Annotated in this window: 21 protein-coding genes; 4 read left to right on the top strand and 17 right to left on the bottom strand. The window is 39.5% G+C overall.

Features of this window, described 5'->3' with window-relative positions; translation table 11 throughout:
- The first annotated feature begins 223 nt into the window (after window positions 1-223).
- The gene (locus HWV00_RS09245; RefSeq protein WP_211685826.1) at window positions 224-1,513 is read left to right on the top strand and encodes a citrate synthase; all 1,290 of its coding nucleotides are present in this window, start codon (window positions 224-226) and stop codon (window positions 1,511-1,513) included.
- Between the two features lie 95 nt (window positions 1,514-1,608).
- On the opposite strand, the gene HWV00_RS09240 is transcribed toward HWV00_RS09245, so the two are convergent.
- The 5 genes from HWV00_RS09240 to HWV00_RS09220 all read right to left on the bottom strand — a co-directional run bounded on the left by HWV00_RS09240 (window position 1,609) and on the right by HWV00_RS09220 (window position 9,008).
- Window positions 1,609-5,049 carry a PAS-domain containing protein gene (locus tag HWV00_RS09240; protein WP_211685824.1) on the bottom strand — a complete coding sequence of 1,147 codons (3,441 nt, stop codon included), beginning with the start codon at window positions 5,047-5,049 and terminating at the stop codon, window positions 1,609-1,611.
- A gap of 103 nt (window positions 5,050-5,152) precedes the next feature.
- The gene (locus HWV00_RS09235) at window positions 5,153-5,590 is read right to left on the bottom strand and encodes a hypothetical protein (RefSeq protein WP_211685823.1); all 438 of its coding nucleotides are present in this window, start codon (window positions 5,588-5,590) and stop codon (window positions 5,153-5,155) included.
- Between the two features lie 4 nt (window positions 5,591-5,594).
- A complete protein-coding gene (locus HWV00_RS09230; RefSeq protein ID WP_211685821.1) occupies window positions 5,595-6,257 on the bottom strand; it encodes a response regulator transcription factor in 663 nt (220 codons plus the stop codon).
- A gap of 115 nt (window positions 6,258-6,372) precedes the next feature.
- The gene (locus HWV00_RS09225; protein WP_211685819.1) at window positions 6,373-7,077 is read right to left on the bottom strand and encodes an exonuclease domain-containing protein; all 705 of its coding nucleotides are present in this window, start codon (window positions 7,075-7,077) and stop codon (window positions 6,373-6,375) included.
- Window positions 7,078-7,166: 89 nt separating this feature from the next.
- Window positions 7,167-9,008, bottom strand: coding sequence for a DUF294 nucleotidyltransferase-like domain-containing protein (locus tag HWV00_RS09220; protein WP_211685817.1), 1,842 nt, complete (start codon window positions 9,006-9,008; stop codon window positions 7,167-7,169).
- 286 nt (window positions 9,009-9,294) lie between these two features.
- On the opposite strand from HWV00_RS09220, the gene HWV00_RS09215 reads away from it, so the two are divergent.
- Window positions 9,295-9,546 (top strand): DUF4212 domain-containing protein, encoded by a 252-nt coding sequence (locus HWV00_RS09215; RefSeq protein WP_211685815.1) that lies wholly within the window; start codon window positions 9,295-9,297, stop codon window positions 9,544-9,546.
- Window positions 9,547-11,283 (top strand): sodium:solute symporter family protein, encoded by a 1,737-nt coding sequence (locus tag HWV00_RS09210; RefSeq protein WP_211685813.1) that lies wholly within the window; start codon window positions 9,547-9,549, stop codon window positions 11,281-11,283.
- A 166-nt stretch (window positions 11,284-11,449) separates the two neighbouring features.
- Here HWV00_RS09210 and kdsB read toward each other — a convergent pair whose 3' ends face one another.
- The 12 genes from kdsB to bioB all read right to left on the bottom strand — a co-directional run bounded on the left by kdsB (window position 11,450) and on the right by bioB (window position 25,503).
- Window positions 11,450-12,205, bottom strand: coding sequence for a 3-deoxy-manno-octulosonate cytidylyltransferase (kdsB, locus tag HWV00_RS09205; protein ID WP_211685811.1), 756 nt, complete (start codon window positions 12,203-12,205; stop codon window positions 11,450-11,452).
- Complete coding sequence (locus HWV00_RS09200) at window positions 12,202-12,390, bottom strand: Trm112 family protein (RefSeq protein ID WP_370630506.1); 189 nt, start codon at window positions 12,388-12,390, stop codon at window positions 12,202-12,204. Before HWV00_RS09200 ends, kdsB begins: the two co-directional genes overlap by 4 nt.
- Window positions 12,374-13,366, bottom strand: a complete 993-nt coding sequence (gene lpxK / locus HWV00_RS09195) for a tetraacyldisaccharide 4'-kinase (RefSeq protein WP_211685810.1) — start codon at window positions 13,364-13,366, stop codon at window positions 12,374-12,376. The genes HWV00_RS09200 and lpxK overlap by 17 nt, the downstream gene beginning before the upstream one ends.
- A gap of 11 nt (window positions 13,367-13,377) precedes the next feature.
- Window positions 13,378-15,120 (bottom strand): lipid A export permease/ATP-binding protein MsbA, encoded by a 1,743-nt coding sequence (msbA, locus tag HWV00_RS09190; protein WP_255554987.1) that lies wholly within the window; start codon window positions 15,118-15,120, stop codon window positions 13,378-13,380.
- A gap of 225 nt (window positions 15,121-15,345) precedes the next feature.
- Window positions 15,346-17,712 carry an RND family transporter gene (locus tag HWV00_RS09185; protein WP_255554986.1) on the bottom strand — a complete coding sequence of 789 codons (2,367 nt, stop codon included), beginning with the start codon at window positions 17,710-17,712 and terminating at the stop codon, window positions 15,346-15,348.
- The gene (locus HWV00_RS09180; protein ID WP_211685807.1) at window positions 17,713-18,888 is read right to left on the bottom strand and encodes a YCF48-related protein; all 1,176 of its coding nucleotides are present in this window, start codon (window positions 18,886-18,888) and stop codon (window positions 17,713-17,715) included.
- A gap of 115 nt (window positions 18,889-19,003) precedes the next feature.
- Complete coding sequence (locus HWV00_RS09175; protein WP_211685805.1) at window positions 19,004-20,023, bottom strand: AraC family transcriptional regulator; 1,020 nt, start codon at window positions 20,021-20,023, stop codon at window positions 19,004-19,006.
- Window positions 20,024-20,311: 288 nt separating this feature from the next.
- A complete protein-coding gene (locus HWV00_RS09170) occupies window positions 20,312-21,688 on the bottom strand; it encodes a hypothetical protein (protein WP_211685803.1) in 1,377 nt (458 codons plus the stop codon).
- Between the two features lie 112 nt (window positions 21,689-21,800).
- Window positions 21,801-22,499: a dethiobiotin synthase gene (gene bioD, locus HWV00_RS09165; RefSeq protein ID WP_211685801.1), complete on the bottom strand. Its 699-nt coding sequence runs from the start codon at window positions 22,497-22,499 to the stop codon at window positions 21,801-21,803.
- A gap of 14 nt (window positions 22,500-22,513) precedes the next feature.
- Window positions 22,514-23,311, bottom strand: a complete 798-nt coding sequence (gene bioC, locus HWV00_RS09160; protein WP_211685799.1) for a malonyl-ACP O-methyltransferase BioC — start codon at window positions 23,309-23,311, stop codon at window positions 22,514-22,516.
- Entirely contained in the window at window positions 23,308-24,450 is a 1,143-nt protein-coding gene (locus HWV00_RS09155; RefSeq protein WP_211685797.1) for an 8-amino-7-oxononanoate synthase, read from the bottom strand. Before HWV00_RS09155 ends, bioC begins: the two co-directional genes overlap by 4 nt.
- Window positions 24,451-25,503, bottom strand: a complete 1,053-nt coding sequence (gene bioB / locus HWV00_RS09150) for a biotin synthase BioB (RefSeq protein WP_211685795.1) — start codon at window positions 25,501-25,503, stop codon at window positions 24,451-24,453.
- A 91-nt stretch (window positions 25,504-25,594) separates the two neighbouring features.
- On the opposite strand from bioB, the gene bioA reads away from it, so the two are divergent.
- Window positions 25,595-26,893, top strand: a complete 1,299-nt coding sequence (gene bioA / locus HWV00_RS09145; RefSeq protein ID WP_211685793.1) for an adenosylmethionine--8-amino-7-oxononanoate transaminase — start codon at window positions 25,595-25,597, stop codon at window positions 26,891-26,893.
- Window positions 26,894-26,910 lie beyond the last annotated feature (17 nt).

The following is a 26,910-nucleotide window of genomic DNA, read 5'->3' as shown; positions in this document are numbered from 1 at the left end:
AAAGACTCTTGATCCGTTAATAAGTATACCTATATCACAATTTATTTACAATTATAAAAAGGCTTATAGTAACATTTACGTTAAAATTGAAACGTAGATTAACCTTTTAGTGTTTTTTTGTTGATTATTTTGCAACAAAATTGACATTACTGATGAATAGAGGTAGCTTTAGCTTCGAATTTCATGAAGAAATCTAATTATAAATAAGCAAAGGAGACGTGCTATGGCTAATCAAAAAGCCACGTTAAACCTACCCGGCCAAGAGCCAGTTGAATTTCCAATTTTATCTGGTACAGCTGGTCACGATGTTATCGACATTCGTACCCTAGGTAGTAAAGGATATTTCACCCATGATCCAGGTTTTATGGCAACGTCATCATGTGAGTCAAAAATTACTTATATTGATGGTGTAGAAGGTATCCTACTACATCGCGGTTACGCTATTGATGATTTAGCATTTAATGCAGATTATTTAGAAGTTTGTTATATTATTCTTTACGGTGATGCACCAAGCAAAGAACAATATGAAGCCTTCAAAGCAACAGTTCACAAACATACTATGGTGCATGAGCAATTCGCATCATTCTTTAAAGGTTTCCGTCGTGATTCACACCCGATGTCGATTCTTTGTGGTGTATCTGGCGCACTTGCAGCGTTTTATCACGACTCATTAGACGTTACGAATCAACGTCATCGTGAAATTTCAGCATTCCGTTTGCTATCTAAAATGCCGACTATTGCTGCAATGTGTTATAAATATTCAATTGGGCAACCATTTGTATATCCGGACAATAGCCTTTCATACGCAGGTAACTTCCTTAAAATGATGTTCTCTGTTCCGTGTGAAGAGTATGTAGTAAATCCAGTTGTTGAAACTGCAATGGACCGTATTTTTACGTTACATGCAGATCATGAACAAAATGCATCAACATCTACCGTTCGTCTTGCTGGTTCATCAGGTGCTAACCCATTTGCATGTATCGCAGCGGGTATTGCATCGCTATGGGGTCCTGCTCACGGTGGCGCAAATGAAGCTTGTCTAACAATGCTTGAAGAGATCGGTTCTGTTGATCGTATTCCTGAGTTTATCGCGCGAGCGAAAGACAAGGAAGACCCGTTCCGTCTAATGGGCTTTGGCCATCGAGTTTACAAAAATAAAGATCCACGTGCTACAGTAATGCGTAAGAGCTGTCACGAAGTCCTTAAAGAACTAAACATTGATGATCCATTATTAGATGTTGCAATGGAACTTGAGCGTATTGCGCTTGAAGACCCTTACTTCATTGAGAAGAAGCTATACCCGAATGTAGATTTCTACTCAGGTATTACATTACGTGCTATCGGCATTCCTGTTTCTATGTTTACAGTTATTTTTGCATTAGGCCGTACTGTAGGCTGGATTGCACATTGGAACGAAATGTTAAGCCAACCAGGTCAAAAGATTGGTCGTCCTCGTCAGTTATATACTGGTGAAGCACACCGTTCGTTTGAACCGCTTACTGATCGCGATTAATACTCGCTAAGTTATGTTAAAGGCTTCTGGATTTATTCAGAAGCCTTTTTTATGTCGATAAATAATCACTACACAAACCCAAATGATACCAATCGTTACTGTCTAATTAATTGTATTTGTAATGTCTCGGTAAGTAATGCATTCATCATCGCTCTTAATGCAGCTGGTTTTACTAATTTACGCAACAACCCTACTTTTGCTAATGCGGCTTTCTCCTTGATATTTACCTCAGTCGTTGCAGTAATAAGGATTGCAGGTATTGCGGGTACTTCTTTACGTAATTCAGCAATTAAAGTCAGTCCATCTTCACCATTATCTAACTGATAATCCACCAGCAATATATCAAAGTCACACTGTTTAAACTGTTCTTTTGCACTCGCATATGAATCCGCACCATAGACCTCACAATCCCAGCTACTCATTAATTCAAGCATTCCTTCTAAAATAGCGGGGTTATTATCAATACATAGCACAGCGATACCTGCTAAATCTGTCGGTATAATCGTCAATGGTACATTATTTTGCTGCAATGCTGTCGCAGCACTAAGCTGTAAACTAAATCGACAACCCTTTCCTTCAATCGAATCGAGTGTTAACTCGTGCTTAAGTAAGCGACTTAAACTGCTACAAATACTCAGTCCAAGCCCAAGCCCATCATTTGATCCATTATTGGCTTTTAACTGGCTGAATTGTTCAAAAACTCGAACTTGATCTTTTGTGGCGATACCAGGTCCATTATCTAATAATTCGATGCTAAGTTGACCGTTTTTACGACGACAGCCAAGCAGTACACGCCCAGGACTTGCATAACGAAACGCATTACCAATTAAATTTTGTAATATTCTTCGCAACAAATGTTTATCTGTATTTACCCAATGTTTTGTCGGCACAATACTAAATGAGACATTATTTTGTTTTGCGGTTTCAGAAAATTCATTTACCAATTGACTGAATAAACCATTTAACGCAAATGTTTCAATATGCGGTGTGATACTGCCACTTTCTATTCGTGCTACCTCAGCTAAATTAACAATCATCTCATTCGCCACTTTTAACGACACATCAATACTGCTTACTTGTCGCTGTTGATTTACACTTAACGTCGATTGATTGGCTAATGCAGATGTAAACAGACGCGCAGCTTCGAGTGGCTGCAGCAAGTCATGACTACAAACTTGTAAATAATGGCTTTTCTTACTAAGCGCCTCATCAGCGACTATTCTCGCTTTTGCCAGCTCTGCATTGGCTTTTTCGAGCTTTTTAGTCCGCTCAGCAACGCGAGTTTCTAGATCTTGATTGGCTTCTTTTAGTACCTGCTCAGCTTGCCTGAATGTGGTAATATCAGAAAAAACCATCAGAAATCCACCGTCTGGTAATGGATTACCTTCTATTCGGATGACCTTTCCATCTTCACGTAAGCGCTCTGAATTATGAGACTTTCTTAAACTAAGAAAATCGAGACGTTTATGTACATGCTCCTCAATATCGCCTGTACCACATAAGCCACGTTCAGCATTAAAACGTATTAACGACTCAACTGGACAGCCCACATATAAGATCTCTTCAGGATAATTAAACAACATTGCATACTGTTTATTCCAAGCCACAAGTTCAAGTTCATCATTAACAATTGAAATACCCTCCCTTGTATTTTCTATCGCACTTTTAAGTAGATTCTGGCTAAACTCTTGGCGATGACTTGAAGCATTCTCTACTAGCGTTGCTAATTCATCTAACGCGAAATCATGTCCATCTAGCGCTGAATTAAGCACCAATCTCGCCGAAGAAGAACCCATAACACTCGATAATACTTTCTCTGTATGCTCAAGTGCGTATTCAGATTTCTCTTTTGTCGTATAATTCAGTGCCATTGCATTATGCTCAAACCCCTCAAAGCTTGCAGACGCTTTTTCATCACCAACAAATTGGGCTGTGAGTAATAATAATTCATCCACAGAGATCGTTTGGCGTTTAGACTTCCCCCTATTATGTTCAGTATTAGTCTCAGGTAATTGACGTTTTAAAAACAAGGCCCCTTGTATACGTTCTTGAATGCTTGATCTTGTTACTAAAGATATCGCGATCATAAATAAAATATTAACACCAAGACAAAGTAAATTAATTGCCGTCGCACTCGAAAAAATCGTATCTTTTAGCGGGTTCGCGTAAAAACCAAGTTGAGGTAAGAAATTAACGACTATCCACAATGAAAAACCAATACTTATGCCACTAAACACGCCTTTTAATGTTGCTCTTCTCCAATAAAAAGTGGTTAATAAAGCTGGAGTGATTTGCGCAAGAGCACCTAACGCTGTTACACCTAAACTAGATAAGGTTGTTGGAGGAATAAAAAGAAACACAAGATAGCTTAGGAATATAACTAATAATACAAGTAACTTTCTAATATTTAACAACTTTAATCTAAAGTCATCATATTGTGTAGGCTGCTTATTTTTCTTAAACAAGATCGGAAATACTATCTCGTTACTTAACATAGTACTCAGTGCAATTGTCGATACGATCACCATCGAACTCGCTGCAGATATAGCACCTAAAAATGCAAAAATAGTCAGCCACGTTTGATCTTGATACCAAGGTAACACCAACACATACATATCTGTAGGTACACTATTACCAAGCAGTAGATACCCAGCTAAACCAAGCGGTGCAGAAAAGAACGCGAATACAAGTAAATATAGCGGGAATATTCGACGACTTAACCATGCATCTTGCTCATCACGTAACTCCACAATCATGACATGAAACTGACGAGGTAATACAAAAAATGCAGCCATTACAATGATTATCATACCAAACATTGCACTTAAGTCTGGAAACTGTAATGCACCGCTTAACTCCACACGAGTTGTCGCTTGTTGCCAAATAGCTTGTGGAGAATCAAATACAAAATAACAAATGAAAATACCCACACTCGCAAACGCCACGATCTTAATGACCGCTTCAAAAGCAATTGCGAGCATGATACCAGGGTGTCGCTCTGTAACATCAATACTGCGAATACCAAACAACATACTAAACCCAGCAAGTACACAGCTAGTCACTAAGCCGAGCTGCCAAGGCATGAAATTTTGTTGAATCTGTAATTGTTGAAATGAATGGACTATCGCTTTAATTTGCAACGCGATATAAGGCATAGTGCCAAGTAAAGAAACGACAGTAATAAGAATTGCCAGTGCATGTGATTTACCAAAGCGCGCGGCGAGTAAGTCTGCAATTGACGTTAAATTAAACTTAATACTGGTTTTAATGATCCGCAGAAAGAAAGGCCAAGCGAAAATAAGTAATAATATAGGCCCTAGGTATATGGGTAAATATGAATAAACACTCGTTGCAGCCTGTCCAGTAGTGCCGAGAAAACTCCACGATGTACAATAAACAGAAACCGCAAACGCATAAATGACAGCTTGCCGCTTACCTTGTATTAAATGTCGATATTTATCACCTAAAAATGCAATTAAAAACAATAGCGCAATATACAAAAAACTAAGTAGCATCAACTGCCAATTCGCGAACATAACAAATACCTACACAACGCAATGATTATCGAGCGAACACAATAATCGATCAAACTACAACTGAATTAATTTATTCAAGAAAGATAAAAGACTGAGGTTTGTCTTAAAGTAATGTTTCAAATTCGCTAATATAGTCACCACCTTTAATAGAAGCGATTAACCTTAACTTATAACGGCTAACCCCTTCTGCTCTTGCAAGATCACGTAAAGGAGTCTGTGCTTGCCAGTAGTAATTGCTTTGTACTTTAGTCAACGGAAATGCCGTCGCAATATTATCTTTATTGACTAAAAATAAAACAGCATCATCAAGTGGAAACGTTGCGTTAACGACTGTCGAACCCGCTTTATCAAATACGTTAACTTTAAAGTCTCCGCTAATGAGAACACAGCCATTTGTCAGCACTTCACATGACGATTCTGGTATTAAGGTGATAAGCTTACTTTTATTCGCATCACTTTCTACATAATAGTCTGACGCAACATAACCTAAAACGGCTAATAATGGTGCAATAATAATTGCAGTCTTTGTATGTTTATTCATTAACTTAATCCTTTAAGCTATCACTGTATTCCGCTACATCAAGTTGACCTAACATCATTGCAGCTTGCGTCCTGTTACGGACATTTAATTTTCTAAAAATTGCACTTGCATGGGCTTTAACCGTCGCTTCAGCAACACAGAGCTTATCGCCAATTTGTTTATTAAGCAGGCCTTCCGAAAACATCATTAATATACGGTATTCCTGTGCAGTTAAGCTCCCAATGACTTCATCAGCTGGATTTACGGTTTTTTCTTTGGCTTTTTCAAACGAATTCGGCACCCATAAATTACCGACAAGTACACTATTTATCGCAGATATTATCGTTGGTACCGATTCTGATTTAGGCACAAACCCTGATGCTCCATGCTCGATGGCTTTACTAATAATAGTTTCATCGCTGTACGCAGAAATAACCACAACCGGTACATCTGGATATTGTTTTCTTATACGAATTAAGTGATCGAATCCATGCGCACCGGGTATATTGAGATCCAGTAGTAATAAATCAGCATCCGCGTTAGCAATAAGACAATCACTAATACTTTCAACGGTTTCAGCTTCAAGCCATTGCGTCGTACTAAACTGCTCTTTTAATGCAATCAGCAGTGCTTGCCTAAAAAGTGGGTGATCATCGGCAATGATAATTTTATCTGGTATTACGTGCATATTCATCCATGTGTTGCTACAACTAATTAACATAACTATACATGACACACTGTTACCAAACTGTGAGCGAGTTAACTTGCTCAGATTGAAAGTACGACATAAGTATCATCGTTAATTAGTTGAAAACAGAAGTCACTAAAGATTTCAACTTAGTTCTTTCGCGTTGTTCTGAATACTGTATTTTCGCCATAAATAACTCAGCCGTCGCAATGGCATCGTTTAATGCGTTGTGAACTGGATAATGGGGCAACCCATATTCCTGTCGTAAATTGGTTAGATGTAATGCCGAGGGTAAATAAACTTGATTGCACCTATCATGCCGTTTTTTAGCTAATGCTAAGGTATCAATGATTGGAAAAATAGGTGCCATGCCATAAAGCTTAATACATGCTTGTTCGAGAAACGTTTTTTCAATTTGGGCATAATGGACCAACATTGTTTTTCCCGCTAATGCGATTAATAAATCTTCCACAACGCTGGCAAGTGGCCTCCCACTCGCCTTTTCCTGATCCGTAATGGTATGTATTGTGACATTATCTTCGTCAAGGGCGCAGTGAGCGGCCACAATTTGGTGATAACAACTGCCTAAATGAATATGATTATTTGCTAACTCAACATAGCCAATACTTAAAATAGCATCATGTTTTGCATTTAAACCTGTTGTTTCAAAGTCGACTGCTAGTATATCGCTGTCAATAATGGGCTTATCTAAGTCTATAATAGGGACACTTAAATATTGCTTTAATGCACCTTCAGGTGCTTTATTTAATAATCGTTTACGCTGCGATTCAAGACTGAAGAAAGACGGTATAAGATTCATCACATATCCTTATTGATCAATTTTCTTAAAGCGGAACTATTATATTAAAACGGCACGATTGTATTAAAACCAAACTATTTAATTCCGCGCTATACCATTTGTCGGTAGTGCTGCATTGCTTTAATGACTTTAAACGCATCTTTCAAATGCTCGCGCTCCAGTCGAGATATTTCTTTAGGTAACAAATAGCTGTCTGCATCATAACCATTTGTAAGTTGCTTTGCTTGATGATCTGCGCGTAGCATGCCAAGTAACTCGAACGCATCAATTAAATTTGCTGATTCAGTTCGACTAAGAGAAGGCGTACCAGCGGCTAATTTTAAGCGCATAATTGTATTAACATCTTCGATACCTTCTGCGAGCGCATAAATACGGGCTAAATTAATAATAGGAGCAAGTCCATTATGTTTAAGATCAAGCCCCTTTTTATTATTACCATCGTGGATAAGAACAAAATCACGGAAGAAACCCAAGGGTGGCTTCTGTAATAATGCATTACGTGATAAATGTGCTAAAAATAATGTGTTCTTTTTAGTTTTAATCAGCATGTTACGGCGTACATCCTGTAATAATGAACTGTCGCCATAAACGGTAGCAAGATCAAAAAAGACACTGCTGTTTAATAATGCTTGAGGGTCTGGTTGTGTGACCCAATTATCGAAGTAGCCTTGCCACACTCGTTTCTTTTGTCGCCATTGCTCATTGGTCGCCATAATATTACCGGGACAATAGATATAACCACAAGCCGCTAATCCATCGCAGACAAAATGCGCTAAATCCTTAAACCACGCTTCTTGCTCTTCCGTTGCGTGATCAGCAATGATAAGCGCGTTGTCTTGATCGGAGTAAACAAGTTGTTCTTGTCTTGCTTGCGAACCAGCACATAGCCACGCATAATTTACTGGTGCACTCCCTAATTTTTGCTCTGCTAACTCAATTAACCTAATTGTAAATGCCATTGTCAAAGCACTGATATTTTTTCCTAAATAATCAGCACTTGCCCCCAACTTAGCCATGCTGACTTGAAGTTTAGGCAACATAGAGCTTAGTCCAACCAAGCTATCGATAGAATTCGCTTTGTGGATCACAGAACTTAAATTAACGGCATGATGTCCTTCTTGATTCATCAAATCTGTTGCTGTTAACATCCCCACTAAGACCCCGTGCTTTGTCACTGGTAAGTGATGTATGCGCTGACTGATCATTAACGCTAACGCATCATGACCACATAACGTGATATCAATTGTTGCCATCTTCGTCGTCATAATGTTTGATACAGGGCACAGGCTGCTTAACCCCGCAGCAACACAACGTCGCCTAATATCTTTATCTGTCACTATGCCTATCGGTTCATCACCTTCGACAATCACAAGACAAGACACCCCTTTTTCAGTCATGTATTGAGCTGCATATTGAATACTTGCGTCAATTGATAGGATAATTGCCGGACTATTATAATAATCAGCAATAGGGGCATTCGTTAAGCTTGATGCAATTAACGCAGATTCACTGATGGCTCCCATTTTATCCTGTAAACGCTGGGGGGATGTTTGTAATAAAAACTGTAGTACATTGGGGTAGTCAGTAAGTAACGCTTCTAAAGCTTTAAAATCAACACCATAAATCAAGCTATCTTCTTCGACGATTAACCTAATGTCATGTGCTTTTGCATCCGATTGGCATAGCACACCACACAGGTCACCTTCTGAGAACTTTTCTTGAAGCTCATTCTCCTCATTGTAATAAGCTAGAATGCCTTTTTTAACCAGGTATAGCATTGTTTGATCAAGCAGGGGGTTTAATTCAGATTCATTACGGTAATAACCAATTGAAACTTGCTTCGCAATTAGATGGCAATATTGATCATTCAATAAATTAAAGGGGGGAATAGTTTTAATAAAATCAACAATGTCATTTAACGCTGCATTCATATTTTATTCCTATTAAATCGTTACAGGTATATATCTCTCTACCCGTTATCTTGCCCTATGTTCTTATGCCTTTAGTTTTAACCCTCTACCTCTTAATCGTCAACTCATAAAGTAATATATAGACGAAAGTTGTATAGGGTTATTTTTTAAAGGTTGCTAGATTTACAACATGCTAGTTGCGAGCACTAACGATTTGTCATTCAAGTTACGGACAACTTAATACGGTGATCAATAACTATCTAATTTTATTTATGAAAATTTAATAGTTTTTTTTGGGAGAAAGGATATGGAACAAGAAAACGCCTATTGGAAATCCAATATACGACTCATATTAACGTGCTTAGTTATATGGTTTGTCGTGTCGTTTGGTTGTGGCATTTTATTCGTCGAGCAGTTGAATGAGATCAGGCTCGGAGGGTATAAACTTGGTTTCTGGTTCGCACAACAAGGTTCCATTTATACATTTGTAGGGTTGGTATTTTGGTACGCAGTTCAAATGAATAGACTAGACAAAAAACACAATGTTGAGGAAGAATAAATGACCGAATTAAAACTCTACACCTACATCGCTGTATTCGGTTCATTTACCGTTTATTTTGCTATTGCATGGTTTGCTCGTGCAAAATCCACTAGTGATTTTTATGCTGCAGGTGGTGGTATTACTCCCTTACAAAACGGTATGGCGATTGGCGCCGACTGGATGAGTGCCGCATCATTCTTATCAATGGCAGGATTAATTGCCTTCCTTGGTTATGGTGGTTCCGTATTCTTGATGGGTTGGACTGGTGGGTTCGTCTTACTTGCAACCTTACTTGCTCCCTATATGCGTAAGCATGGTAAGTTTACCGTACCCGAATTCATCGCAGATCGATATGACTCCAAGACCGCGCGTATTGTTGCGATTGTCTGCTTAATTGTTGCTTCAGTTACCTATATCATCGGCCAAATGAAAGGCGTAGGCGTTGCTTTCTCTCGCTTCTTAGAAGTTGATTATGATTTAGGTTTAGGCATAGGCATGGTTGTCGTATGGGTCTACGCTGTACTAGGTGGCATGAAAGGGATCACTTACACACAAATCGCACAATATTGTGTACTTATCTTTGCTTATACTATTCCGGCTGTCTTTATTTCATTACAACTCACTGGTAATCCAATTCCTCAACTCGGTTTAGGCAGTACACTCGCAGATGGTAGCGGTGTTTATCTGCTAGATAAAATCGATATGGTTGTAACAGATCTTGGTTTTAATCAGTACACTACAGATAACATGGGCGGCACATTAAATATGTTCGCTTACACCCTGTCATTAATGATTGGTACTGCGGGTTTACCCCATGTAATTATGCGCTTTTTCACCGTTCCAACAGTAAAAGATGCACGCGCTTCTGCTGGTTACGCATTAGTCTTTATCGCATTACTTTATACCGTTGCTCCAGCCGTTGGCGCAATGGCACGCTTCAACCTAATGAGCACAATTGAACCAACTGCAGGCCAACAACTTGAATATGAAAAACGCCCACAATGGTTTAAAGATTGGGAAGGTACGGGTCTACTAAAATTTGAAGATAAAAATGGTGATGGTAAAATTAACTATGTTGCTGACCCAGTCAAAAATGAAATGGTTAAAGTTGATCGCGATATCATGGTATTAGCGAACCCAGCTATTGCTAACTTACCTAACTGGGTGATTGCATTAGTGGCCGCAGGTGGTTTAGCTGCTGCACTCTCTACTGCAGCTGGTTTACTACTAGCCATTTCATCCGCTATTTCACATGATTTAATGAAAGGTGTGTTAACACCGAACATGACAGAAAAAACCGAACTTAAAACCAGTCGAATAGTGATGACGATTGCCGTTCTTGCTGCGGGCTATCTCGGTTTAAATCCGCCTGGATTCGCAGCCGGTACTGTCGCCCTCGCCTTTGGTTTAGCTGGTTCGTCACTGTTCCCAGCGCTAATGATGGGTATCTTCTCGAAGAAAGTAAATGGACGAGCTGCCGTATCTGGTATGTGTGCAGGTTTAGGTATTACGATGCTGTATGTATTCCAGCATAAAGGCATTATGTTTATTCCTGGCACTTCGTTCCTTGGTGGTATGGAAGAAAACTGGTTCTTCGGTATTTCACCTAATGCATTCGGAGCAGTCGGCGCTATCGTTAACTTTACCGTTGCGTTTACTGTCACGAAAGTAACAGGTGATGCACCGTTACATATTCAACAGTTAGTTGAAAATCTACGCTTCCCTCGCGGTGCTGGAGCTGCTGCGGACCATTAGTTGCTGACGTGTAATCAATTACAATAAAGTCTGTAACGTAATAAAAATGCCGTTCTCATAGAACGGCATTTTTATATTTACAATTTGTAAGCGTATTTATAAACCCATTCATAAACAGAAATGAGATTAATCAGCAGTTACTTGTTTAAAGTAAGACCATCAACGACTAACCACCTACTATATTACGCACAACAACCAGATCTTCAGGAGTATCGACACCTGCAGCAGGAGCTTCTAGCGCTTCTTCGACATGAATTTTTTCACCATGCCAAAGTACACGTAACTGCTCTAATGATTCAATCTGTTCAAGCTCAGTTTCTTCCCACTGAACGTAATCACGGATAAAGCCAGCACGATAAGCGTAAATACCGATATGACGTTGATATACAGGCTTAATCGCTGTTACCGGTTCGTTCATGAAATTATCACGATGATAAGGGATCGGTGCGCGACTAAAATATAATGCATAGCCTTGCTTATCCGTGACGACTTTCACTGCATTGGGATTGAATACTTCTTCAACATCCGTAATAGCGACTGATAATGTAGCCATACGCGCAATGCTCTGCTTACCAAGGTTTGTTGCTACTTGCTCAATAATACGCGGAGGAATAAGCGGTTCATCGCCTTGAACATTAACAATAATATCATCATCATTAAAACCAAGTTTACTACATACTTCAGCTAGTCGTTCAGTACCCGAATTATGATCTGCTGAAGTCATACAAACTTCATAACCTAATGCCGTCACCGCTTGCTCAATACGTGCATCATCTGTCGCTACAACAACGCGTGATGCTCCACTTTGTAGAGCTTGCTCGGCAACACGTTGGATCATTGTCTTACCACAAATATCAACTAATGGTTTACCGGGCAAACGACTTGATTGATAACGTGATGGGATAATGACGATAAAACTCATTTCGCTAGCTCTTCACTGCTTAGTTGACGCGCTTTTACTTCAAGTAACACAGGAATACCTTCAGTAATAGAATAAGCAAGACGATCTACATTACAAATAAGTTCATTACTGCTTTTGTCATAATGTAATTTTCCCTTACAAACAGGGCAAGCAATAATTTCAAGTAAGTTATGATCCAGAGTCATGGGTTAATTCCTTTAATTTTAATAATAACTTCGGTAAAAATCCGCTATCTAAATGTGCGTTTACCGGTAAATAATACCAATTATCTTGAGCAAAAGATTGACACTTCACAGCATCTTTTTCGGTCATAATAACGGTTCTCCCTGCTGCAAATTTTTCAATGTCAGCGGCAGTAAAAGCATGGTGATCAGGAAATGAAAGATGTTCCTCAATCACATAATCGTGTTGTTCTAAAGTCGTGTAAAATCGCTGAGGATTACCAATTCCGGCAACAGCAACGATAGACTTAATGTTATCAGGTGTCGCTAACTCATTGTTTATGACTTTGCGCAAAGGGGCTGCAGCAAGTAGCATATCAGTTTCATCGGTTAAACCATTTCCACCGTTGCAAATAACAAAATCTGCGGTTTTTAAACGCCAAGCGCCTTCACGTAAAGGCCCCATCGGCAATAAGTGTCCATTCCCTAATCGGCGTTTACCATCAATAACAATAAGTTCGATATCACGTTGCATCGCGTAATGCTGCAAACCATCATCAGTAATAATAACGTCAACATTAAAATTTGCTAATAAATGGGCTGCTGCTTCTGTACGTACAGGGCTAATAACCAATGGACATTGCGTTCGTTGTTGCAACATAAAAGGTTCATCACCACTGTGCTCAACAGGTGAGTCAGCGTTAACAATATAAGGATACTCTGGCGCTTTAGAGCCATAACCACGACTAATAATGCCCGGTTTATATCCCGCAGCCATTAATTGTTCGCATAAATACACTACAAGTGGTGTTTTACCTGTACCACCGACAGTAATATTACCCACTACAATAGTCGGTACGCTTGGTTTTATACTAGTTTTAATCCCAGCTTTAAACAGTGCGCGACGGCAACTTGTAACAGCAGCAAAAGTAACACTTAACGGAGCCAGTAACCATTTACCCCAATGGTTACCATACCAAATATCCTCTTCTATTTTCACACTAAGTCCTATTAGCCGCCAAGTTGTAAACGGTGTAACTGTGCATAATGCTCACCCTTAGCAAGTAACTCGCTATGTGAACCGCTTTCAATAATAGAACCAGATTCGATAACCAAGATACGATCTGCCGCTTCAATGGTTGATAGACGATGCGCAATCACTAATGAGGTTCTATCTTTCTGCAACCTCTCAAGCGCTTCTTGTACTTTTTTCTCCGACTCAGCATCCAGTGCAGACGTTGCTTCATCTAGAATTAAAATTGGCGCGTCTTGTAATAACGCTCGAGCGATAGCAATACGCTGACGTTGGCCACCCGATAGCATAGCGCCATTTTCACCGACCATAGTATCAAAACCATGCTCAAAGCCTTCAATGAACTCTAATGCATTGGCTTTCGTCGCTGCTTCAATTATATCTTCACGCGTTACTTCAGCCATGCGCCCGTAAGCAATATTAGCTGCAACACTATCGTTGAACAAGTGGACATTTTGAGACACTAGTGCAATTTGAGTACGTAATGATTTAAGTTCAAAGTCATGAATAGCGACATCATCAATACTAATTTGGCCTTTTTCGATTTCATAAAAACGTGTAATCAAACTAGCCAATGTTGACTTACCACTACCAGAACGCCCTACTAACGCAATCATTTCACCTGGTTGGGCGGTAAAGTTCATATTCTCAATTAAACGAGTTGTTGCTGTTGGGTAAGTAAAATCAACATTACTGAATGATATTTTACCTTTAACACGCGCTGGTTTAAACGTACCTGTATTCTTTTCAATTTCAAGATCTAGAATTTCAAACAAGCTGTTGCACGCTGAAATTGCTTTTTGAATCTCAGAATTGATATTAGTAATGTCACGTAGTGGACGTAATAAGGCCATCATAGAGCCAACAATCGCAACAAATTTACCTGGTGTCAGTTCTGCTCGAATTGAATCAAATGAAGCAAGATATAACACAACACCTAATGCAAACGAGGCAACAATTTGAACAAGCGCATTACTGGCTGCAGATGTTGTCGCCATCTTCATTTGCTGTTGACGAATATGGTTACTCACAGTACCAAAACGTTCGCGCTCTGTTTCATGTCCCGCAAACATAAGTACGTCTTTTTGGCCATGTAACATTTGCTGCGCTGTTGATGACACATTACCCATCGCTTGTTGTAAACGTCGGCTAATAAGACGGAAACGACGACTAACGACGTTAACAATGAGTCCAACAACAGGTGCAATGAATAATAAAACAACAGATAGCTGCCAACTTTGATAGAACATCCAAATAAGTAGACCAATAATGAATGCACCACTTCGGAATATATTCACTAATGATCTAGATGCTGCACCAGATACTTGTGTTGAATCATAGATAATTTTTGATACTAATTCGCCAGATGGTGTTTTATCAAAAAAACTAACGGGTAAATGCATTAAATGATCAAACAATTGACGTTGCAGGCGCATCACGACGGTATTACCCACTTTAGCCATACAATAACTAGAACCAAATGAGGCCAAACCACGTAACGTGATCATACCAACAACAAAAAGAGGCATCCACTTTAGGAATTCTGATGTTTCAGCATTAAAACCTTCATCGACAAGTGGTTGTAAAATATTTAATAATGTTGCATCGACAATACCATAGCCAAGCATGGCTATTACACCAAAAAATAAGGTTGTTTTTAAATCGAGAACATAAGAAGAAAATCGCTTTGCTGTTTGCCAAGCTGTACGCTGTTGATCCATGAAAACCGTCTTGTTATTGAGATAGAAGCTTATTTTAAACCTAGGTTAGCTAAAACGCCAAACTTTAAAACATCGATCTAACGAATAACTATTTTTTAACCACCTGTTTAAGATGTAAATTCACGATTAGGCTTAATAACCCATAGCTTAGATAAAATAAAAAGGGTTGAACTAATAGCCCAACCCTTTATAAAACAATTACTTTTTTAAATATAAAGCACTAAATTATGCGGCCGTATCTTTATTCATCTCAATAGGTTTTTGATCTTCTTTCGAGATTAACGATGTTTGTTGTCCAATATTCAACAACCACGCAAGTGCCGGTAAGAAACAAAGTGCACCAAGCATATTCCAAATAAACATGAAGGTTAGCATTAATCCCATATCAGCTTGGAATTTAATCGGTGATAATACCCAAGTACACACACCAATCGCCAAGGTAATACCAGTAAATGCAACGGCCTTACCTGTACTTGATAATGCGTATTTATAAGCATCCTGTAAATTATCACCCATTTTCAACCTTGCCGATAATTGACTGTAAATATAAATACCATAATCGACACCAATACCCACACCCAGCGCAATAACAGGTAATGTTGCGACTTTAACACCGATACCGAGTGTAGCCATTAACGCTTGGCCTAAAATTGACGTTAACGCTAGCGGAAAAATAATACATAATAATGTTTTAACTGAACGGAATGTTAGAAAACACAGTAGCGCTACAACACCGTACACCCACATCAACATTTGATATTGTGCTTTTTCAATCACACTATTTGTTGCAGCTTCAATTCCAGCGTTACCCGCTGCAAGGGCAAAGTTTACACCTTCCGTTTTATTTGCTGCAGTATATGCGGTGATATCAGCAATAACAGTCTCAAGCGTATTCGCCTTATGATCATCGAGATAAATCATAAGTGGTAACATACTGCAAGTATTATTCATAAAGGCAGCAGGAGCACGGCCCACTGCCGCATTTAATACTAATTGGTTTGGACTCAAGCCCTGCCATTTCGGATTACCTTCATTCATACCAACAATTGCTTTTTTCGCAATAGTTGCAACTGAAAGCGTTGACTGAACGCCGGGTATACCTTCAACGTGTGCCTGTAATTGATTCACTGCATTTAATGTATGATAACTGCTGCATTGTTCAGCAGGCGTCTCAACCATCAATACCATGATGTCTGTACTCGCCTGATAATTATTAGCAACGTACGCATTATCAAGGTTATAACGACTATCTGCACGTAACTCAGGTGCGCCAGCATCAAGATCACCAATCTTTAACGATTGTCCTTGGTACAGACCAACAGCAAGACAAACAACACCAAAAACAAGCGCTGATTTAGCCCATTTAGCATCAGCAAAGCGACTAAACACCTTAACAATAAGGGGGGTCTTTGACTGCTCTGACAGCAAATACTTAATACCTGCAGGTGACACTCCAGTCCAAGACATCAGTATCGGTAGCAATACGAGGTTAGTTAATAAGATAACCGCCACCCCCACACTTGCCGCTGTTGCCAGATCTTGAATAACTTGAATTTCAATCACGTTAAGTGTGATAAAACCAAGGCCATCACTTAACAATGCAATCAAACCAGGTATTGCTAATGCGCGAAACGCAAGGCGTGCAGCCTGTTCGGCTTTATTTCCAGCCGCCATATGTTGACCAATTGCACTAATGAGCTGAACACCATGACTCACCGCAATAGCAAAAACTAAAAATGGTACAAGCATAGAATAAGGATCAAGCCCCTGCCCCAACAAATTAAGTAAGCCTAGTTGCCAAATAACAGCAACCAATGCACACGTTACCGTGACAATCGTACTTCTTAAACAACGGCTATACAGGTAGAGCAGCACAAACGTGATCGCGATTGCAGTAATAAAGAAGATAACGACTTCTGCTGCACCAGCAATCAGGTCGCCCACCACCTTAGCAAAACCAGTGATATGGACTTTAACGCCTTCCACTTCGTATTTACTACGAATATCTTCCAGCGTATTAGATAGCTCATTGTAATCAAGTGGTTTACCCGTAACAGGGTTAACACTCATTAACGGCAATATGAATACCGCTGATTTAAAGTTATCACCAACTAAATAACCCACTTGACCTGATAGCATGACATTACGACGTAATCGGTCTAGTGTACGTTGAGTTCCATCATAATCACTCGGGATCACAGTACCACCGACAAAACCGTCTTCAGTCACTTCTGCCCATGTCACGTTTGAAGTCCAAATTGATTTCATTCCAGAACGATCTACGCCTGGAATAAAAAACAGTTCATCATTTAATGCACGCATCTGCTCTTGAAATTCAGCATTGAAAATATCGCCATTTTCGTTTTCAATAACGACACGTACACTGTTGCCGAGACTCGCTAACTCTTGCTTGTAGTTTAAATAATTTTGAATATATTCATGTTGTACAGGAATCATCTTTTCAAATGATGCACTCGGTCTAACCAAACTCGCGTTATAAGCTAAAAAACCAGTTAGTAATACGATAAATATAAATACAAAATTTTTAAAACCAAATAACTGCTTTTCGATCCAAATAGTAAGCTTTTCCATTTACTTTAGACCTCCCTGTTCTAAGTCATTTTTCAAATTACTTTGCCAACCACGAAGGCCTGTTGTAATGACATCATCATTAATCACTTTGACTGACGTAATATCAACACGTTGGCTTGTTTGTGAGATGTTATTGAATTGATGACCGTTATAAACAAGTTTTAAACCACCAGCACCCACTAATAACAGTTCCTTGTTATTTAGCCAGTCAGCAGAAAAAATATGATTAGTGACCCCTGTATTAAGCGACTGCCACTGATATCCTTGATCTTGAGAAATGAACATGTTGCCACGTAAACCGTAGCTATAAAGTGTGCTGCCTTGTACTTCAATACCAAATAATGAACCTAAGTAGTCAATATCGAGTGAACGCCACGTATTACCAGAATCCGATGTGCTCATCCCCACACCTGCTTCACCGACAATATAGATATTATTCTCACTATCCTTTGTTAATGCGTTAAGATGGAAACCTTCCGGATTCGGTACTTTATGCCCTATATATTGCCATGAATCACCGCCATCCTTTGTCTCTAACATCGCACCGTAAGCACCAATAACAAGACCGTAATCCGCGGTAGTAAACAACACATCAAACAATGAGATTTCAATACCCGCATTCACGGTTAAATCTTCTAATTTATAGGTAGCATCATCCAGTTGCATCTCAAGTTCATCAAGCGCATCTTCATCAATGTCTACCACTTGGGCGGTTTCAAAAGCAGCGGTTAATGACATAATTTGCGCTTCGAGGCTAACTTTCAACAATGCAGTTAGCTCAACACCATCAAACTTTTTAACCCAATTATGTCCACCGTCGGTTGTTTTTAGTATCACGCCTTGATGACCAACAGCCCACGCTGTTTTATCATCAATAAAATCAACCGCCGTGATTGTTGTTTGAACAGGCACATTAGCCTGAACCCACGCTGAATCACTATTTTTACGAACCACAATACGACCGTATTCACCTACTAAAATTTGTCGTTGTGCATAATTATCAACTTCTAAAAAAACACTTTTTTCTACAAGGCTATTCATTTCTGCAGCCACTTGTAGCACATTATTATTGACGAAGTCGCTTGCTTTATCGCGCGCTTTATCCTCACTTGCACTGTGTGCTGGTAAACTTAATGTACACAACAGCGCCAGTAATTTCTTATTCATACTTGGCATTTGTACCACCCTAATCCCTTAAGTTTACGAAGGTCTTTTCACTAAGACCTGAACTTTCACACCAGTGATAATATCGTTATCCCTGATGTAAATAATTTAATCATGACTCATTTACTTATGAATGATAATGCGCTCCTCGATAGGCACCGGGAGTGATACCCTTCCAGCGTTTGAAAGCACGGGAAAAATTAGCAACATCAGAAAAACCTAATAAATAACTAATTTCACCTAAAGATAAAAGGTTTTGATTTAAGTGTTGTTCTGCCATTGTTTGGCGAATATTTTCAACGAGATCTTTATAGCTTGTTCCAGAGTCATTTAATTTACGCTGTAAACTACGCTGACTAAAATTGAGCTTATCGGCGACAAAATCAATATTAGGAACCCCACTCGCCATCAAAGAAACCACTTCTGAACGCACTTGGTTAACGACACTATTACCACTTAAACTAGCAAGGTAATCATCTGCAGCCTTATCACTTAATAAAACCAGATCCGGTGCAAAATTAGGGAGTCGCTTTGATAGAACCTCGCTATCCATAACAAGCATAGATTGACTTGAGTTAAACTGAATTTGGCAACCTGTGTATGATTCAAACTGCGCGGCACAACGGATATCAACCGTGGTGTATATTTTGACTGGTGCAAAACCTGGATTAGATAAGTCACGACATATTTTGATAATCGATAACAGCATTGTTAACTCAAGCTGTGGACCAATACGATTGACATGACCTTCTGCTTCATTCAAGTTTAACTCAAGATAGCAATACTTATCATCTTCAGTTAAATTGATTCGACAGGCACTACTCAGTACACGATCGTAATGGACTAAACGTGTAAACGCATCTTGCAATGACGATGATGCTTGAATGGCATAACCTAATGCATGAAATGTTGTGGCAACAATGCACTGACTAACTTTGATAGGTAAGAGTGGATCATCCGTTAACGTGACAGATTGCTCGAAGAGTTTATTACACAAACTAACAGGTACACGACTACCCACACTCGTTATTTCATTCAGACTAACATCTGACTTTTCAAGTAGCTCGAAAGGTTCAATCCCTTTCCATAACAGCGCTTTATACAAAGCGACTAACCAACCACCGATTACATCTCCCTGTCCATCCATTATCAGCACTCCTTTGCTTATACGCTTTATAACTTCATCTAATTACTGCTAAAGATAGGATATCCTTATAAATTAAACCAGAAGTCGTATAACAAATATTTCACATAAGCAACATATCCACAACAGTATTAATGCGAAAATAAGACCTTAGTATCATAATAATTTAAACGTTTGATTAAGATATTATAAAGGTATTAAATTATACTGCTATTTAATACCTAAATATTAATAGATTTGGGGTGTGGGGCGAGGCCTAAGGTCTAACTTAAAATGGTGGCCATACATAATCTAGAGGATCTCACTAAATACATCAGCCGCTTCAATATCAAGAATACCAGAGCGATTTACTGTTATTTTGTGACGTTGATAAACAACTTTAGCACTATCATCTTTCAAACCAACAACAACATTAACTTGATAACGCCTTTCAATCGGTTCTTTACTTATTTTACTGTCACTCTCTGAATATACAGCGCCAGTACCACGCTCTAAATAACGGATAAGCGGTCTCACACTAAAGTAGATCTGCTCTTGAATACGGTCGTAACCCGCTTGAAAACCTTTATTACTCACCTTACTATCAAGTCGATAGTGTAATAATATGGACTCTTGCTTATTCTGTGGGCGTCGGCGATACAAAACTTCACGTACGACTGTAGGTAATTGGTTTTGCTTAATGTAATCAAGCCAAACACGTTGCTTTGAAATAACTTGTTTATTCGATGTATCAATTAACTGTCTTGACCATTTTGCTCGACCTTTACGGATCCAACGCCATAACGTATTATTGAATTCGTCTTTAAAGATTTCCCTGAACCCATAAATCACCGATAGCACTGCAATCAATGCGTAAGTCAGCCCTTTTAATTCACCTTGAGCGAAGAGTATTAAGCTTAATACAATCACCATAACCAAAGATGTTGCCGTCCCTTTTACAATTTTTTTCTGATGTTTACCCAATTGTTGAGTTTCTTCTTTGAAGATCACACCATGTTCGATCAAGCGACGTAATAAACGCATTTTATTGGCGATACGATTTGGATCTAATAACGTATTCGCGGAATTATAGCCTTTTTCTAAACGATACTTGGCTTCACCCCGACAAAAACCAATGACCTCAGCACGTTCATCAAGAAATTCGCTTTGTTTTTTTCGTTTTGATAATGCTTTGTAGCAGCACTGCTCGCTAAACCATGAAAGGTAATTATCTACGTTATTAAAATATGCGTTTAATTTTTCATCTGTTGGGGCGTTACGGCGAAATTTTTTAATAATAGATTTAGCAACATCAATTAATTCAATCAAAGCTGAATAAAATAAGTGATGCTCTAATTGTAGCTGAATATTGCGGATATCTTTTTCGAAGGCTTTAGCGAATTGATAAGCAAATAAGTTCAAATTAACACGATACTCGTCAGGCGAACGTTTCATTCGACTTGCAAATCTACTTTGCACTAATGGGAGATGTAGCCCCTCAGAATAATACGCACGCTTTCCTTGAATACCACGATAGAAATAATCTTCTTCCGTCAACGTCTGCGGGTTGATACCCATTTCATTTGGTAATAAAAGATAGACGTCGACACGTCGATAATCACCTTGTGGAATAAGGTGATTAAGCTTAAATGATAACTTATCTTCTTGTTTTAAAACAATCTTAGCCACGTGCTATACATCCTTTATTCATTCACGTATTCCCTCACTTCCCCATATAACGCTATATAAACCGTTACATACTAAAAATTTAGGGGTTATTCATGGCTAAGTATATTATCCTTTACAACGCTAAATAAGAAGTTAAATCCAGATAGTTAGCTGAATTTTCATTTTTATCTTCAATTGATACAAAATAAGGCATTTTTCCCATCAATGGTGCTGGTAATGCCACCAATAACGTTTCTATCATTGCATCATAATTGGCAATATCTGCGGTTAAACTATTTGCAACCCAACCAACAAGATTTGCACCAGAATGCTGAATTGCTTGTGCAGATAAAATAGCATGATTCAAACAACCTAACTTAACCCCTACTACAAGAATAACATCTAACTGGTTTTCAGCTACCCAAGACGAAAAATAGTTACGCTTATCAATGGGAAGATGCCAACCACCCGCCCCCTCAATAACAACAAGGTCGACATTGTCTGTGATCTTAGCTAACGTCGAGTCTATCACGCCCAAATCGATAAGCTCGCCCTGTTGCTCCGCTGCTATATGTGGCGCGATGGGGGCTTGGTAAGCAATTGGGTTTACAAGCTGATAATCCACTTTTTTCGATGCGTGCTGCTGCAGTAACAATGCATCTTCATTACGCAGTCCTAATGGCGTTAATTCACAACCCGCTGAAATAGGTTTAAAGCCAACCGTTTTAAGTCCCCGACTATTTGCATTATCAATAAGAGCGGTGCTAATAACAGTCTTGCCTACGTCTGTATCTGTTCCGGTAATAAATACTTTTTTGATATTATTTGTCATCGACGATCGTGGTCCTAATGTTTGCGTAATAAGCAATAAGCAAGTTTATAGCTCAATGGTAATAACCCTTGATTATCGCGTAACGTTTCATAATTCGCTTTGAATGCTCTCAACTCACCCTGTGTAGTTGGTTTTGCCTCTTTATCATGTACATGATTTGCGCCAATGCCTTTAAGGCTTAGCATCACCTCTTTGACACTGGCGTAATGCATCGTAGTAACTGCAACCTCAAATGTATCAACACTTAACCCTGACTTAAGTAATGCCGCTTTAATCTCACCTTCAGATAAAAAACGATTAACATGCCGTTGTGAATCTACCGTAGACCATGATTGAGTGAGTTCATCTAAACTCCCTGACACTAATGTACTAAACAACATCAACCCGCCCGGTTTTAAGCAACGCGAGACTTCAATTAAAGGGGTTGCCAGATCATCACACCATTGCAGCGCTAAATTAGACACGCATAAATCAATGCTAGATGATTGTAATGGTAAGGCCTCAGCATCACCATTTAGCCATAGTGGTTGACTCGGGAGTTGATTATGCGCTTTTGCGTATGAAAGCATGCCCATAGATAAATCAACTGCAATTAATGTTTCGCTGCAATTTGCTAATGCAGGTAATAGCGCACCACTACCGCAACCGAGATCAACGGTCGAAGAATACACCTTAACATCATCTGATCGCACCGATGATTTAGGTAAATAACGTAATAGTTTATCGCTGGATAATCGCTGTAATATCGCATGCTGATCATAACTCGCCGCCGCTTTACCAAAGCAACGCGCAACTGCATTTTTATCTATCATGCAGTGCCTCCTCTATTTGTATCTAATGCATCCTTCAGCCGCGCCAGCAATAAATCAATATCTTTCATACTATGGCTAGCTGATAAGGTTATCCGTAAACGCGATGTTCCCCTAGGCACTGTCGGCGGACGAATCGCTTTAACTAACAGCCCTTTACTCGCAAGATATCGACTGATTTTCATCGCCTTATCAGCATCACCTATAATAAGCGGTTGAATTGCGGTGTCCGATGGCATCAAGGTGATATTCTGTAAAAAACATTGCTGTTTAAAATAAGCTATTAGTTGATTTAGATGCTCAACTCGCCATGTTTCCTTCGCCATTATCGTTAATGCTTTATCAATACAGACCGCCATTGCAGCTGGCATTGCTGTTGAATAAATATAAGGTTTTGAAAAATTAATCAGATAATCGATAACGTCTTTCGATGCTGAGACGAATGCACCAGAAACACCGGCCGCTTTACCAAACGTAGCCATATACAAAGCTATATCATTTGCTGACAAGTTATGTTTCTTTAAGCTTTGTCCCTGAGATACGATCCCAAAACCATGGGCATCATCGACTAACAACCAACTATCATGTGCTTTGCATTGTTGATGAATATCAACCAAGTTCGGTTGATCGCCATCCATGCTAAACACACCTTCAGTTACGACTAGTGAATTAGTATAATTATCTCGGTATCGGCTCAGCGTCTGTGCAAGATGGTCACTGTCATTATGTTTAAAACGTTTCATCGTGGCAGGCGAATAAACCCCCGCTTCAATTAACGAGGCATGATTCAGTTTATCCTGAACTAACAAATCATTCTGATCTAACAAGGCTTTAATTAAAGCTTGATTCGCACTATAACCCGAATTAAACAATAAACTCGATTCATGACCCGTTATATCAGCTAACTTATCTTCTAATGCCGCATGCGCATGTGTGTAACCCGTAACAAGAAATGATCCACCGCTGCCAACACCATATTCTGCTGCACCACGTTGCCATGCAGCAATTAATTCAGGGTGTGTTGCCAGTCCTAAGTAATCATTCGCTGAAAAATTAATTGCACCATTACTTATCACCCGGGTGCGTAATAAAGACGCTGATTTTTGCTGGTGTAATGCGTGTGTAATGAATTCAAATGCCATTTAGTTTGCGACACTTGTTGCGTCATAAAAAAGTGACGGTGATGCTTGCTCGGCGATCTCATCCATTAATTGTGCTGATTGCGCTTCATCACTGGCTTCACGAATACGTGCAGGATGTAACCCTAGTTTTCTAAATAAACGTTTATCACTGTCTTCGTCAGGGTTATCCGTCGTTAACAACTTACAACCGTAGAAGATTGAATTGGCACCGGCCATAAAGCACAACGTTTGTGTTTGTTCACTCATCGCCTCGCGACCAGCAGACAAACGAACGTAAGATTTCGGCATAATAATACGCGCGACAGCAATCGTACGCACAAATTCTATTTCATCGAGATCTGGAGTGTCTTCCAGTGGTGTACCAGCAACCTTAACTAGCATGTTAATAGGCACGCTTTCTGGATGATGTGGTAAGTTCGCTAACGATTTAAGTAAGCCAATACGATCGAGTTGTTGCTCGCCCATACCGACAATCCCGCCAGAGCATACTTTCATACCAGCATCACGCACATGGTCGAGTGTATTTAAACGATCTTGGTAAGTACGCGTCGTAATAATCTGCTCGTAATATTCTTCAGATGTATCTAAATTGTGATTATAATAATCTAAGCCCGCTTCAGATAAAGACTGTGCTTGATCGGGTGCTAACATCCCCAAAGTCATACACGTCTCAAGCCCCATTGCTTTTACACCTTTAACCATATCGATTAAATATGGCATATCTCGTTTGTGTGGGTTCTTCCACGCTGCGCCCATGCAAAAACGACTTGCGCCATTATCTCTTGCTTCAGCGGCACGCTTTAATACAGTTTCAACTTGCATCAAACGCTCTTTTTCAATACCCGTTGTGTAACGTGCGCTTTGTGGGCAGTACTTACAATCCTCAGGACAGGCGCCTGTTTTAATCGATAGTAACGTACTAATTTGTACACTGTTGGGATCAAAATGCTGACGATGAACCGTCTGAGCTTGAAACATCAAATCATTAAATGGTTGGTTAAATAGCGCTTCAATCTCATCAACTTGCCAATCGTGGCGAACAGTTTGGGTCATCTTAAGTCCTTTATTTGAATTTGTTCTTAAACTCGATTAGTCTATCGAGCATAGCCGCAAGGTCAACCAAATGCTAAAACCAAGGTTTACAATGACTCAAAAAACAAACAGTGATTTAATGAAGTTCGACCAGCAACACATCTGGCACCCATACACATCGATGACAAAACCACTCCCTTGTTATCACGTTGATAGTGCGGATGGCGTTTATCTCACATTAAATGATGGCACACAATTAATCGATGGTATGTCTTCTTGGTGGGCCTCTATTCATGGCTATAACGTGCCCTCGCTAAATCAAGCCATGCAAGCACAAGCGAGTAAAATGTCGCATGTGATGTTTGGCGGTATCACCCACGAACCAGCCATTAATCTATGCAAAAAACTAGTGGACATCACACCTGATGGTTTGGAATGCGTCTTCTTATCGGACTCGGGATCAGTCAGTGTTGAAGTATCAATGAAAATGGCTATTCAATACTGGCATCACCAACAACCAAGCAAGAAAAAGTTCATCACCATACGTAACGGTTACCATGGCGATACCTTTGGGGCTATGTCTGTTTGCGATCCCGATAATGGCATGCATGAATTATTTACCGGATTTTTAGCGCCACAGTTTTTTATCGATGCACCAAGTATCAAGTTTAATGAACAATGGCAACAAAGTGCCATGGATGATTTAGAGCAAACGCTAGAAGACAATCATCAACAAATAGCAGCGCTCATGCTGGAACCTATCGTGCAAGGTGCCGGTGGCATGAAATTTTACCACCCCGAATTTTTACGTCAGGCGAAATTACTTTGTGAACGCTATGACGTACTACTCATTGCAGACGAAATTGCAACAGGCTTTGGCCGTACCGGTAAACTCTTTGCTTGTGAACACGCTGAAATAACGCCTGACATTATGTGCTTGGGTAAAGGCATTACTGGTGGTTACATGACGTTAGCAGCAACCCTCACTACTCGCCATGTTGCAGAAACAATCAGTAATGGTCCAAGTGGCGTATTGATGCATGGGCCTACGTTTATGGGTAACCCATTAGCTTGTGCAGTTGCAAATGCCAGTATTGACTTATTAATGGCGACAGATTGGCAAACACGTGTACAACACATTGAACAGCAACTACAACACGGTCTATTATCATTAGCAGATCATGAGCAAGTCACAGATGCGCGTGTACTTGGTAGTATTGGTGTGATTGAAACAAAACAATCCATTGATCTTGCAAAGGCACAGGTATTATTTGTGGAATTAGGCGTCTGGATAAGACCTTTCGGGAAGCTCCTTTATATCATGCCTCCTTATATCATTTCTGATGCCGAGCTAGCGACATTATGCAATGTGATCAAACAAGTACTCTCTGCTGATATTTGGTATCAGTAGTGGGTTAATGTAAGTTG

Origin of the sequence: Moritella sp. 24 (genome assembly GCF_018219155.1) — a bacterium.
Classification (GTDB): Bacteria; Pseudomonadota; Gammaproteobacteria; order Enterobacterales; family Moritellaceae; genus Moritella.
This window is presented reverse-complemented; position numbering and strand designations above follow the sequence as displayed.

Excerpts from the sequence above, each read along its gene's own strand:
- kdsB (WP_211685811.1), bottom strand. The coding sequence starts at position 12,205 with ATGAGTTTTATCGTCATTATCCCATCACGTTATCAATCAAGTCGTTTG.
- HWV00_RS09200 (WP_370630506.1), bottom strand. The coding sequence starts at position 12,390 with ATGACTCTGGATCATAACTTACTTGAAATTATTGCTTGCCCTGTTTGT.
- HWV00_RS09230 (WP_211685821.1), bottom strand. The coding sequence starts at position 6,257 with ATGCACGTAATACCAGATAAAATTATCATTGCCGATGATCACCCACTT.
- HWV00_RS09155 (WP_211685797.1), bottom strand. The coding sequence starts at position 24,450 with ATGGCATTTGAATTCATTACACACGCATTACACCAGCAAAAATCAGCG.
- HWV00_RS09220 (WP_211685817.1), bottom strand. The coding sequence starts at position 9,008 with ATGAATGCAGCGTTAAATGACATTGTTGATTTTATTAAAACTATTCCC.
- HWV00_RS09225 (WP_211685819.1), bottom strand. The coding sequence starts at position 7,077 with ATGAATCTTATACCGTCTTTCTTCAGTCTTGAATCGCAGCGTAAACGA.
- bioC (WP_211685799.1), bottom strand. The coding sequence starts at position 23,311 with ATGATAGATAAAAATGCAGTTGCGCGTTGCTTTGGTAAAGCGGCGGCG.
- bioB (WP_211685795.1), bottom strand. The coding sequence starts at position 25,503 with ATGACCCAAACTGTTCGCCACGATTGGCAAGTTGATGAGATTGAAGCG.
- bioA (WP_211685793.1), top strand. The coding sequence starts at position 25,595 with ATGACTCAAAAAACAAACAGTGATTTAATGAAGTTCGACCAGCAACAC.
- HWV00_RS09240 (WP_211685824.1), bottom strand. The coding sequence starts at position 5,049 with ATGTTCGCGAATTGGCAGTTGATGCTACTTAGTTTTTTGTATATTGCG.
- msbA (WP_255554987.1), bottom strand. The coding sequence starts at position 15,120 with ATGGATCAACAGCGTACAGCTTGGCAAACAGCAAAGCGATTTTCTTCT.
- HWV00_RS09235 (WP_211685823.1), bottom strand. The coding sequence starts at position 5,590 with ATGAATAAACATACAAAGACTGCAATTATTATTGCACCATTATTAGCC.
- HWV00_RS09185 (WP_255554986.1), bottom strand. The coding sequence starts at position 17,712 with ATGGAAAAGCTTACTATTTGGATCGAAAAGCAGTTATTTGGTTTTAAA.
- HWV00_RS09175 (WP_211685805.1), bottom strand. The coding sequence starts at position 20,023 with ATGGATGGACAGGGAGATGTAATCGGTGGTTGGTTAGTCGCTTTGTAT.
- HWV00_RS09245 (WP_211685826.1), top strand. The coding sequence starts at position 224 with ATGGCTAATCAAAAAGCCACGTTAAACCTACCCGGCCAAGAGCCAGTT.
- HWV00_RS09210 (WP_211685813.1), top strand. The coding sequence starts at position 9,547 with ATGACCGAATTAAAACTCTACACCTACATCGCTGTATTCGGTTCATTT.
- HWV00_RS09180 (WP_211685807.1), bottom strand. The coding sequence starts at position 18,888 with ATGCCAAGTATGAATAAGAAATTACTGGCGCTGTTGTGTACATTAAGT.
- bioD (WP_211685801.1), bottom strand. The coding sequence starts at position 22,499 with ATGACAAATAATATCAAAAAAGTATTTATTACCGGAACAGATACAGAC.
- HWV00_RS09215 (WP_211685815.1), top strand. The coding sequence starts at position 9,295 with ATGGAACAAGAAAACGCCTATTGGAAATCCAATATACGACTCATATTA.